Source organism: Coprococcus eutactus, assembly GCF_025149915.1.
GTDB lineage: Bacteria > Bacillota > Clostridia > Lachnospirales > Lachnospiraceae > Coprococcus > Coprococcus eutactus.
This window is the reverse complement of sequence record NZ_CP102278.1, coordinates 2209279-2221340: the sequence shown is the minus strand read 5'-3', so window position 1 is coordinate 2221340 and position 12062 is coordinate 2209279. Positions and strand designations below refer to the sequence as shown.

The window sequence follows — 12062 nt, the reverse complement described above, 5'->3', positions numbered from 1 at the left end:
TTGTGAAAGTTATAAAGGAGCTTGATTATGGGAAAAACAGTACACACAGAAGCAGTACAGGATCTGTTTGAGGCAATACTTACATTGGAGACAGAGGAAGAGTGCTTTAATTTCTTTGAGGATGTTTGTACGGTGAATGAGCTGTTATCTATAGCACAACGGTTTGCAGTGGCAAAGATGCTGAAAGAGGATAATACATATCTCGAGGTGGCGGAGAAGACTGGAGCGTCCACAGCTACAATAAGTAGAGTCAACAGATCTTTGAACTATGGCAAGGATGGATATGAGCTGGTATTCTCCAGAATGAAGAGTTTTCAGCAGCCTGACAAGAAGGACGACAGTCAGAAATAAAAAATGCCGGCACGGATAATGCATATTGAGGAGGTACCTCATGCGTATCTGTGCCGGCATTTTTTATTTATTATATGAATTATTTGTCGCCTGAAGGTCTGCTCTGCTGGTTTTTTGCTGACTTTGCGGCAGCCTGCTGTCTGGACTTTTTGGTGGCAGCCTGTTGTTCCTTTGCTTTCTGTGCTTTTTGTGTTTTCTGTGCCTGAACTCGTGCCTCGTCCTCGGATTCGAGTCTCAGTTTATCTACAAGGTGCTCAACATATTTCTTCTTGGCGTATATGTCTACGGACAGCAATGATATCATGCTCAGGTCATGGAGATATGAATCCTTCTCAGGATCGTACATCGCATCCGCCTTGTTGGCAGTTCTCACAATGTCCTTTATGATGTCACCGTAATGCTGCGACAGATGTTCATAGAGATGGGCGTATATATCTGATATATCCTTGCCGTCCTTGTTCGCGTTGAAATATCCGTCAATAAGTGGCTGCAGCAGTGTCTGTATATCATTTATGCTGAGCATATTTTTCAGGTAATAAATATATATGAGCAGAATCAAGTGCTGTTTGGAATATCTCTTTTTGTTGGGCGATGGGAGGAGGTTGTTCTTGGTGTAATTGTTGATCATTGTCTTCGTCATCACCTTGTCCTCGTCGTTGCGCCTATTCTTGCCAAGCTGATCCTCCATGAATGTTGTTAGCTGATCCATGTACAGGTCGATCGACGGGATATCCTTCGGGTTTATGTAATCAAGGCCTCCGGCCATTGATATTATATCTTTTATGTTAGTCTTTTTATCCATGTAGACACCTCTTGTTATATTTGGATAGTAGTATGTCTGTATCGCTGCGCCAAATGCGCAAATTGCTATGTTAAAGCCAACATGACATATTATATAGTATTCAAAACTACATTACAAGGTTGTTTTACGATAAAACATATAAATTTGTGAAAATGGTGAAAATGCGCAAAGCAAACGGCTATGGAATCATTCACATAGCCGTTTGTTTTGTAGTTATTTGAAAAATCTGCATTTATTCTTCGTTATCATTGTGTGCCTTTGGCATCATTGTCACAAGCACTCTGGCAACTCGTTTTTTATCCATCTCGATAACCTTGTATATGCAGGCATTGTCTGTAACGGATTCACCCTTTGATGGAATATGGTCCAAAAGCTCTGTGATGTAACCTCCGAGAGAATCATAATCCTCGGACTCTATGTTTAGTTCAAGTGCGTCATTTAAGTCATCAAGCTTGATAGATCCATCTATGTTGTAATGACCATCATCGATCTTGATGATATTGTTGTGCTCCTCTATGTCATATTCGTCCTTGATATCTCCGATGATTTCTTCGATGAGATCTTCGATGGTTATCAGTCCGATACAAATGCCGTACTCGTCGAGTACTATCGCCATTGTGTTGGAATCGGACTTCATGGAGTGCAGAAGATCATTTGTTTTCTGATACTCATATACATACAGTGGCTTTCTCATGATATTGCGCACACTGAAATTGTTGATGTTATGTGTTGCTTTGTAGAAGAATAAGTCCTTCACATGGAGAATGCCGATCACGTTGTCCCTTGAATCCTCATACACAGGAATTCTGGTATATGGAACTTCCATGTACAGATTCAGCAGATCCTCGTATGCCATATCCACAGATGCGATCGTCATGTCTGCCCTTGGTATCATGACATCACGGGCGATGGAATCTCCGAAGTCCACAACGTTGGTTATCATTTCTTTTTCCTTGCCCTCGATGACCCCCTCTTCCTCACTGACGTTTACCATGCTTATGAGTTCGTCTTCGGTCATCTTCTGGTTCCCACCGTCCTTGTCAAGCCTTATTACCCAGAAAATAAAATCTGCAATTTTGTTTACAATAAATATCACAGGCGTGAGAACAACCATGAGGAACTGGATTATGTCGATATACAGTAGTGATATCTTCAGGTTATATCTCTGCGCAATAGTCTTTGGAGTGATCTCGCCAAAGAGAAGAACAACGAGTGTGAGGATACCTGTTGCGATTCCAACTGCTGCACTTCCGAAAGCCTTTGTGACAAATGTAGTTGTGAGAGATGATGCCGATATATTGACTATGTTGTTTCCTATAAGAATAGTGCTTATCAGCTTGCTTGAATTCTCAGTGACTTTTAGAACCCTTGATGCTCTTTTGTTGCCGTTGTCAGCAAGCGATCTAAGGGAGAATTTGCTGACGGTTGTAAGAGCCGTCTCAGCTGATGAAAAGAATGCAGACAGTGCCACTAGCACCACCAGAATTATAATGTTTATTATGGAACCCGCGCCCAAAACTTCATCTCCAATCATTTAAAAATTTTTATTTTTGATTGTACTTAATATATAGTGCAATGTCAAGAATTCAAACATCTGAATGGCAAAGATATGGCGAAGATCGAAAATCTGATCTTATATGAATATGGTGGTGAAAAATGCAGATAATAATAGGGCAGCAGAAAAATGTATAGCAAACAGAGCAAAGGAGAGATTGACATGAGAAGTTCAGCAGAAACTTACAAGGAAGTAGCAGAGAGATGCAGTGCATATGAGAAGAGGTGTTCATGCAAGGGTCACACAAATGATGTGACAGGCAAGAGCTGTCTGAGTTGTGATCATTTTACAGACACAGAGCACTGCGAACTTGATCTGTATGATCCGATAGTCAGAAATCTCAAATAAAAAGCGGAAAAGCGTAAATGACGATGGAAGAGCAGGGCTGATGCGTGACAAATGTGTCAGCCCTGTACATAAAGTAAAGTTGACACCAAAGGTATGTATTGATATACTTAATCACTGATAATGGAGACGTCTGCGGACGCAGACAGAACAAATAGTGAAAGGTATATACGTCAATGATTAGTGCTAATAATGTAACATTGAGATTTGGTAAGAAAGCTTTGTTCGAGGATGTGAATATCAAGTTCACAGAGGGCAATTGTTATGGACTCATCGGTGCAAATGGTGCCGGAAAGTCGACATTCCTAAAGATACTCTCAGGAGAGATAGAGCCTTCAAAGGGTGATGTGACCATGAATGACGGAGAGAGACTCTCAGTACTTCAGCAGGATCACTACAAGTATGATGATTATCAAGTGCTTGACACAGTAATTATGGGAAATAAGCGCCTCTACGAGATTATGAAGGAGAAAGACGCTATATATATGAAGGAAGATTTTTCAGATGAGGATGGAGTAAAGGCGGCAGAGCTTGAGGCTGAATTTGCTGAGATGAACGGCTGGGAGGCTGAGTCAGATGCCTCAACACTTTTGAATGGCCTTGGTGTAGGCACAGAGTATCACTACAGCCTGATGAAGGATCTGGACGGCGGACTCAAGGTCAAGGTACTTCTTGCACAGGCTCTTTTCGGCAATCCAGATGTGCTTCTTCTAGATGAGCCTACTAACCACCTTGATATGGATGCTATTGCATGGCTTGAGGAGTTCCTCATCAACTTTGAGAACACAGTCATCGTTGTATCACATGACAGATATTTCCTTAATAAGGTATGTACACATATAGCAGATATAGATTACAGCAAGATCCAGCTCTACGCAGGAAACTACGATTTCTGGTATGAGTCGAGCCAGCTGATGATCAAGCAGATGAAGGAAGCGAACAAGAAGAAGGAAGAGAAGATCAAGGAGCTCCAGGAGTTCATTCAGAGATTCTCGGCAAATGCATCAAAGTCCAAGCAGGCGACATCACGTAAGCGTGCTCTTGAGAAGATCGAGCTGGATGATATTAAACCATCGAGCAGAAAGTACCCATATATCGATTTCAGACCTAAGAGAGAGATCGGAAATGAAGTGCTTACCGTGTCACATATTTCCAAGATAGTTGACGGTGAGAAGCTTCTAGATGATATCTCATTCACAGTTGGACATGACGACAAGATAGCATTTGTAGGACCAAATACAAAGTCAACAACCATGCTCTTTAAGATACTTGCAGGCGAGGAGGAGCCTGATGAGGGAAGTTACAAGTGGGGTGTTACAACTTCACAGGGATATTTCCCTAAGGACAACACCAAGGAGTTCGACAACGACCTTGTGATAGTAGACTGGCTCACTCAGTATTCAGATGAGAAGGATGCCACATATGTAAGAGGTTTCCTTGGAAGAATGCTCTTTGCAGGTGAGGATGGAGTTAAGAAGGTCAAAGTCCTCTCAGGAGGAGAGAAGGTTAGATGCCTTCTGTCAAAGCTTATGATCATGGGTTCAAACACACTGATCCTTGATGAGCCTACAAACCATCTGGATATGGAGTCGATCACAGCGCTCAATAACGGACTTATCAAGTTCCCTGGAGTCGTATTGTTCTCCTCACAGGATCACCAGTTTGTGCAGACAACAGCCAATAGAATTATAGAGATAACAAACACCGGTCTCATAGACAAGCAGACTACATATGATGAGTATCTTGCTAATGACGAGCTTGCAAGAAAGAGACAGGTTATGAATATGGATTCTGAGGACTGATAGCGGCAGATCCCCCAAAAATATATATAATAGAATATATTGATATGAGCAAACGAAAAACGCATGATGTATTTTATCCTTTCCGTGTGACGGGAGGCAAATGCATCATGCGTTTTTCCCTTTTATATGATTTACAGTGATCTATTATTCGGTTAGATCTATGCCGAGGACATAATTCAGTAACCTGAGTGAGTTGGTATAATTTCTGTCTATGACTCCCGGAAATGCTACGTATACATCTGCGTATCCGGTATCCAGATCCTTTGCAAACTGTGTGTCACTGATATCGATGGCGTATGTTCTTGCTGTTCCGTTTGGATCGTTAAATTCTACCATATAAGGTTCGAGCTTGGCGTATGCGTCCTCGCTCAGATAACCTTTTAAGGGCTTTGCTATGTTCTGAGCTGCACAGTACTTAACTCCTGTGGTGTTGCTGATTATTACATCATAAGATCCAAGATCACAGTCCGATGACAGGATGCTGTAGTCGGTGCTATTGCTGGTCTGGACGTATTCGGAGTGCTCGAGGTAATAGTCGTAGTCGATATCGAGTCCGACCGACTCCTTGAACTGATAGCTGCCGGTTATGCCGAAGTGGTCGATATAGTCATCTTCAAATGACAGGTTGACAATGTCTGCATCCTGTGCGTTCAACACGACAAACCCCAGGGCGACTGGTCTTTTGTTCATGTATATGGTGCCTCCGAGATAACATAAAAATGCAACGACAAGGATAGGAGTTATCACTCTCCATTTGTAATAGTCAAAGAAATAGGAGAACTTTTCCCTTCGGGACATTCCCTCTGTGTTCTTTTGATAGAGCTCTTTTCTGGCAGCGCGGCGCTGCTTTTTACTCATTCCCAGCATATCAAGGTTGCTGTCAGCGTGGAGGCTTTTCTTCGCCGGTTTGCTGTGGGGCATTCGGTCGTCCACACCCTCTACGCTTATCCTGCGGAATTTCACTGGCTGGTTCTCTGTGGCAACCTCTATTTTGCCGGTTGATTTTGACTTGATATCGGGTTCGGATTTGCCATTTGTTTCCGGCTTGCTGTTAGCCTTTTGCTTGCACTTTTGGTAATCGGCTGCCTTGATGTCCCTGTTTTCCTGAAGCCCGGATTGAGCAGCCTGTTTCGTCTGTTTTGCTGGCACATCCTGAACTGCCTGTTTCGTCTGTTTAGCCAGAGCCTCCGGCTTTACCTGCGAGTTGGAGGATGAGCGCTTATTCTTTGATTTCTTGTTCTTTCCTGACATAGTATTTGATGTTATGTCCTTTCTATATTATTTAAGAAAGACTTTTGGCCTGTTCTGTATTTGATAGTAGCATAAAGAAAAATATAAGTAAACCGAGGTAAATTAGAATTTATTTACTTTTAACATTTGTTGGTATATGATAGATTGTATTATGCTGTGCCATATAAAATTGGACACAATTACTAAAAATAGATAGAGGTAAAAGCGCGGGTATGAGTATTGACAAGAAAACAAATGGAAAAAGCAATGAGAAAGTTAACGAGAGAAATGCACAAAAGAAGAGCGCGACAGCCGGGGGGGAGAAGATGATCCCGAAACTTGCGCATAATGAGCCGCTGAAGTCGGTGAGCATGGGTATGACAAAGGAAGAAAAGAATAAAGAGCGAAAGAAACTGGGGAAAATGATCCTTAAGGCCGTGGGGATAGTCCTGCTGGCGACTATCGTGACACTTGGCAGCGTGCTTATCTATGCAAATGTAAAACATAGGAAAGCACTTAAGGAAGAGGAGAAGTATATGACCCCTCCGGGACAGATGGTGGAGATAGACGGACATGAGATACATGTCGTACATAGGGGAGATGAAACAGCGAAGCATGCTCTTGTGTTCATACACTCGAATAAGACTGCAGATGATTCTATAGCACTTGAACCGTTGTTCGATGAACTTTCTGACTATGAACTCATATATGTGGACAGGAGCGGAAGTGGCTACAGTGATGACTGGGATGCGCCGAAGGACATAGACTCAATGCTGGCCGAGACAAGAGCGGCAGTCAAGACTGTCACAGGAAGAACTTCATATATACTTGTGGCGAGCAAGAGCGGCGGAACATTGGCTGTGGATTGGGCAGATGAGTATCCTGACGAGGTGGAGGCGATAGTGGGACTCCAGATGTATTTCCCAGATCAGTATGAGGGAATGGATGAGGATGCATATTGTTCGTTTGAAAATAAAATCATGCTTGAGCTTGTCAAGATTGGCGGACAGAGACTTTCAGACAGTGTGCTGCCTGATAATTCCTACAATATATACACAAAGGATCAGATGGATAGGAGAAATGCCATTATTGAAAAGGGACTTTATACCCAGGGTATGTACAATGAGGACAAGAACCTTGTGAAAAATGCTAACAAGGTGGCTGCACTTGGTTTTCCACAAAATACACCTATGTATATGATATACTGCAATCCTTTTACAGATCCGTTTCTCCATCAGGATGATGATACACTGGAGACATACGAAGATCTGGTGCAAAATTCCGAGGAAGACCCTGCTGGCACATACAATTCATACTATAAAGAATATGCAGAGTCGCACAGCAATGTAGAGATGACCGAAATGTCTGGTCCTGACCGCTTGATTGTATATAATCCACAAAAAGAGGCGGATTTGATCAAAGAATACATAGGCAGCAGGGTTAAATAAGGCTATTTAGCTGAGTTATTTACAAATTTACCATAAAAAAGCGAAAAAAGTACTTGCATTATTGTCTAATATGTCCTATAATGACATTGTCGCTAAGGAAAAGCGATGTAAAATGGGTAATGAACTGTTAGCAACGATTAGTAAAATTGCTTATCAAGTTCATAAAACAAACTCGAAAGTTGGCTAAATTGACAGATGACTGATTATTGGTTGCCTAGCCGGTATGAAAGGGGTTTGGCAAGTTGCCACATTTGAGTAAAAGATTATATTTTTTAAGGAGGGTTTTTTTGTGAGAAAATTCAAGAAGGCATTAGTTCTTTCATTAGCATGTGCTATGGGACTTTCACTCGTAGCTTGTGGTGGTAATGATGACGCAACAACAGAGGCTAAGAAGGACGACACAACAACAGAGGCAGCAAAGGACGACGCATCAGATGCTACTTCAGAGGCAGAAGTAAGCGGCAGTGATGAGGGCAAGGTTCTTAACATCTACGCTTGGAACGAGGAGTTCAAGTCAAGAATTACAGATCACTATCCAGGATACGAAGAGGTTGATGCAACACATGGTAAGATTGGTGATGTAGACGTTGTTTGGACAATCACACCAAACAATGACAATGCATACCAGAACAACCTGGATCAGCAGTTACTTAAGCAGGCAGATGCATCAGCAGATGACAAGATCGATATCTTCCTCGTAGAGGCTGATTACGCACTTAAGTACAGTGATACAGATTATACAATGGCAGTATCAGATCTTGGTATCACAGATGATGAACTTGCTAACCAGTATGATTACACAAAGAAGATTCTTGAGGATTCAAACGGAGTACTTAAGGGTGTATCATGGCAGTCAACACCTGGTGTTCTTATCTACAACAGAGAAATCGCAAAGGATATGTGGGGATCAGATGATCCTGCAGAGGTTCAGAAGCACGTATCAGATTGGGATACATTCTATGCAACAGGTTCAGAGTTAGCAGCTAAGGGTTACAAGCTCACAGCAACAGTTAATGACTCATACCGTGTATATTCAAACAACGTATCAAGCAAGTGGGTTGAGGATGGCAAGCTCAACATCGATCCACAGTTCAAGGCTTGGGCAGATGCAGAGAAGGCATCATACGAAGCTGGACAGACAACAACTGGTGACCTTTGGAGCGATGAGTGGTCAGCAGGATTCTATCCAGACGGTAAGGTATTCGCATACTTCGGACCAGCTTGGCTGATCAACTTCTCAATGGGTCAGGATGATGAGAAGTCAATCGCACATGCAGGCGGTTGGGGCGCAACAGAAGGACCTCAGGCATTCTACTGGGGCGGTACATGGATCTGTGCAGCTACAGGTACAGACAACCCAACACTTGTTGCTGATATCATGAGAAAGATGACAACAGATGAGACAATCCTTAAGGATATCGTTTCAAAGGATAGTGATTGTATAAACAATAAGAACGTTCTGTCAAGCTTAGCATCAGATGATTCATTTGGATTCTCAGTTCTTGGTGGACAGAACCCATTCGGATTATTCACAGAGAATGTTGAGAAGATTGATCTTTCAAACCTTTCAGCTTACGATCAGGGATGTAACGAGTCATTCCAGAAGATCATGAAGGATTACTTCTCAGGTCAGTACGCTACATATGATGAGGCTATTGAGGCATTCAAGCAGGATGTTGCTACAAAGTATCCAGCAATCACAGTAGAGTAATCAATAATAGGTCTGTATAACACAAGCATAGTATTATACGCGTGCCTGTCTGGCAGGTGCCAGACAGGCACGTTTTTTATGCTCATACAGATTTGACTAGGGAGGTTATAGAATGAAAAGTAAAAAAGGCAATGTAGTACGCTATAACCGTTGGGGATACTTTTTCTTGATTCCGTTTGCGGTTGTTTTCATAATTTTCCAGTTGGTTCCTCTGTGCTCAACTATCTATAACAGTTTTTTCAAGCACTTCTTTGATGGAATTATGGAAATTGGTCCTGACCCGGTGGGATTGGATAACTATAAAACAATGTTTTCTGGTAGCGACATTTGGAAATATTTAGGAAATACAATGATCATGTGGATCATGGGATTCATTCCACAGATCCTTATATCACTTCTCCTTGCATCATGGTTTGCTAACCCAAGCCTGAAACTCAAGGGTAAGGCATTCTTCCAGACAGTTATATATCTTCCAAACCTGATCATGGCATCTGCTTTTGCGATGCTGTTCTTTGCTCTGTTCTCCAAGGTTGGCCCTATCAATGGCATGTTACAGAGCATGGGAGTAGTAGCTGAGGGAAGTCCATACGATTTCCTTGGACATACAGGTTCAGCAAGAACACTTGTTGCATTCATGAACTTCTTGATGTGGTTTGGTAATACAACGATTCTTCTTCTGGCAGGTATGCTTGGAATTGACACATCACTTTATGAGGCGGCCGAGGTGGATGGAGCTACATCTAACCAGGTGTTCTTCAAGATCACACTTCCTATACTGAGACCTATCTTGATATATGTTATGATCACATCTCTTATCGGTGGTCTCCAGATGTTCGATGTTCCGCAGATCCTGACAAACGGTGCAGGTGGACCGAAGAACACAACCATGACACTTATCATGGCTCTGAACAAGCACTTGTTCAGTAAGAATTATGGTATGGGCGGTGCCCTTTCCGTATTCATGTTCATTGTAACCGGTATCTTGAGTATGATTGTATTCAAAATGAATAAGCAGACCGAGAAATAGAAAGGGGGATGAATATGGACGGAAAGAAAGAAAAAGGTTTGCCAGTCAAGACGAGACGAGTGATAGCGTATACAGTATTCGTTATTATATCAATTCTGTGTCTGTTCTGGTTCTATGTACTTTTTATAAATGCGACAAGATCGAATGCTGAACTTAATCGTGGATTCACCATGATTCCAAGTAAATATGCTGCTCAGAACTTCAAAAATATTATCCATGGTTCACAGCCTATATTTACAGGTTTGCTTAACAGTTTTATAGTTGCTGCATGCACAGCATTCTTATGTACATACTTCTCAACAGTAACAGCGTTTGCAATCTATGCATACGACTTCAAGTTGAAGAAGGTAATATTCACATTCATACTTGCAATCATGATGATCCCTACACAGGTAACTGCATTAGGTTTCGTTCAGTTGGTTGACAAGATGGGACTTATGGACAGCTTTATTCCGCTGATCGTTCCAGCAATTGCTTCACCTGTAGTATTCTTCTACATGAAGCAGTCCATGGACGCAGGACTTCCGAAGGAGCTGCTTGAGTCAGCACGTATAGACGGTGCAGGAGAGTTCCGTATCTTCAATCAGATAGCGCTTCCGCTTATGAAGCCATCTATTGCAGTACAGGCGATCTTCTCATTCGTTTCAAGCTGGAATAACTACTTCACACCAGCTCTTATTCTTAAGAAAGACAACAAGAAGACATTGCCTATCCTGATAGCACTTCTTCGTGGAGCTGACTTCCTTAAGTTTGATATGGGTCAGGTTTACATGTTCATCGCATGTTCAATCCTCCCAGTTATCATAGTTTACTTGTGCCTGGCAAAGAATATCGTTGCTGGTATGACAAGTGGAGCTGTAAAGGGTTAATTGCAACAATATACAATATTTATCACACAAGGTACACAAGCAATTGTGTGCCTTGTATTTTTTGAGGAGAACATATGGCACAGAATGGAAATATCAAAACAAATATATTTCAGAAGCTGGAGAAATTCGGAGACTTATTTATAATCAATATTTTGTTTATAATCACAAGTATTCCCATTTTTACCATAGGAGCGGCAACTACTGCTATGTATGCCTTTACAACAAAGCTTGTGAAGGATCAGGAGGGACCGGTATGGAAGAGCTACTGGTCTGCATTTAAGAAGAACTTCAAACCGGCCACCAAGGTGTGGCTTGTCATATTGGTCATATTGGCAGCGATGTATGTGGAATATGTACTTTCGTTTTCGATGGGAGGCCTGGGATACGCACTGATCCTCGGACTTATGGCACTTGAGGCAGTGTTCCTCAGTTTTACACTTCCAATGCTTTTCCCGATGGTGGCCAGATATGAGAACACGACAGGTAACTATATAAAGAACTCATTTCTGATATGTATTGCGAATCTTGGATCATGGTTCTATATGTTTTTTATATGGGTACTGCCTATAGCGCTCTATGCGTCAAACAATAAGATCCTCTATTACACATGGGTGTTATGGCTTATTATACTTATAGGAGTCATTGCGTATGCAAGTTCCATGGTTGTAGTGAGACTGTACGATAAGATAGAGAATCCGGATGGAGAAGCTGTTGAGACAGATGAGGAAGATGATGACAGCACAGTGGGCAAGGTCACAAAACAGCTTGTCGATATCACCAGACTGAAGTTAGATGAAAAGGATCTCAATGATGATGATCTAGACGAGCTCCTTGATGAAGATGAAGGCGGGGACGATAAAGACAATATTAAGTAGCTATTTTGAAGGAGATAGTGAATAGGGGCGATAACAAGTGAGGAACA

At 42.0% G+C, this 12062-nt stretch carries 11 protein-coding genes; 8 read left to right on the top strand and 3 right to left on the bottom strand.

What is annotated here, in order from left to right; genetic code table 11:
* Positions 1-27: 27 nt before the first annotated feature.
* Positions 28-351, top strand: coding sequence for a YerC/YecD family TrpR-related protein (locus NQ536_RS09685; RefSeq protein WP_004849372.1), 324 nt, complete (start codon positions 28-30; stop codon positions 349-351).
* A 79-nt stretch (positions 352-430) separates the two neighbouring features.
* Here the strand turns inward: NQ536_RS09685 and NQ536_RS09680 are convergent, their stop codons facing one another.
* Both NQ536_RS09680 and NQ536_RS09675 read right to left on the bottom strand, forming a co-directional pair.
* Positions 431-1153: a DUF1836 domain-containing protein gene (locus tag NQ536_RS09680; protein ID WP_004849370.1), complete on the bottom strand. Its 723-nt coding sequence runs from the start codon at positions 1151-1153 to the stop codon at positions 431-433.
* Between the two features lie 232 nt (positions 1154-1385).
* Positions 1386-2687: an HlyC/CorC family transporter gene (locus NQ536_RS09675; RefSeq protein WP_004849368.1), complete on the bottom strand. Its 1302-nt coding sequence runs from the start codon at positions 2685-2687 to the stop codon at positions 1386-1388.
* Positions 2688-2870: 183 nt separating this feature from the next.
* Here NQ536_RS09675 and NQ536_RS09670 point away from each other — a divergent pair, with 183 nt between their 5' ends.
* Positions 2871-3056, top strand: coding sequence for a hypothetical protein (locus NQ536_RS09670; protein ID WP_004849366.1), 186 nt, complete (start codon positions 2871-2873; stop codon positions 3054-3056).
* Positions 3057-3229: 173 nt separating this feature from the next.
* Positions 3230-4855, top strand: a complete 1626-nt coding sequence (locus tag NQ536_RS09665) for an ABC-F family ATP-binding cassette domain-containing protein (RefSeq protein WP_004849364.1) — start codon at positions 3230-3232, stop codon at positions 4853-4855.
* 144 nt (positions 4856-4999) lie between these two features.
* Here NQ536_RS09665 and NQ536_RS09660 read toward each other — a convergent pair whose 3' ends face one another.
* Positions 5000-6106 carry a hypothetical protein gene (locus tag NQ536_RS09660; RefSeq protein WP_004849362.1) on the bottom strand — a complete coding sequence of 369 codons (1107 nt, stop codon included), beginning with the start codon at positions 6104-6106 and terminating at the stop codon, positions 5000-5002.
* Between the two features lie 212 nt (positions 6107-6318).
* Here NQ536_RS09660 and NQ536_RS09655 point away from each other — a divergent pair, with 212 nt between their 5' ends.
* The 5 genes from NQ536_RS09655 (at position 6319) to NQ536_RS09635 (ending at position 12015) form a co-directional block, all read left to right on the top strand.
* Positions 6319-7533, top strand: coding sequence for an alpha/beta fold hydrolase (locus NQ536_RS09655; protein ID WP_004849360.1), 1215 nt, complete (start codon positions 6319-6321; stop codon positions 7531-7533).
* A 334-nt stretch (positions 7534-7867) separates the two neighbouring features.
* Positions 7868-9244, top strand: coding sequence for a type 2 periplasmic-binding domain-containing protein (locus NQ536_RS09650; RefSeq protein ID WP_004849359.1), 1377 nt, complete (start codon positions 7868-7870; stop codon positions 9242-9244).
* A 112-nt stretch (positions 9245-9356) separates the two neighbouring features.
* Positions 9357-10271 (top strand): carbohydrate ABC transporter permease, encoded by a 915-nt coding sequence (locus tag NQ536_RS09645; RefSeq protein WP_004849357.1) that lies wholly within the window; start codon positions 9357-9359, stop codon positions 10269-10271.
* A gap of 8 nt (positions 10272-10279) precedes the next feature.
* Complete coding sequence (locus NQ536_RS09640) at positions 10280-11140, top strand: carbohydrate ABC transporter permease (RefSeq protein WP_004849355.1); 861 nt, start codon at positions 10280-10282, stop codon at positions 11138-11140.
* Positions 11141-11214: 74 nt separating this feature from the next.
* Positions 11215-12015, top strand: a complete 801-nt coding sequence (locus NQ536_RS09635) for a YesL family protein (RefSeq protein ID WP_004849353.1) — start codon at positions 11215-11217, stop codon at positions 12013-12015.
* The last annotated feature ends 47 nt before the right edge of the window (positions 12016-12062 follow it).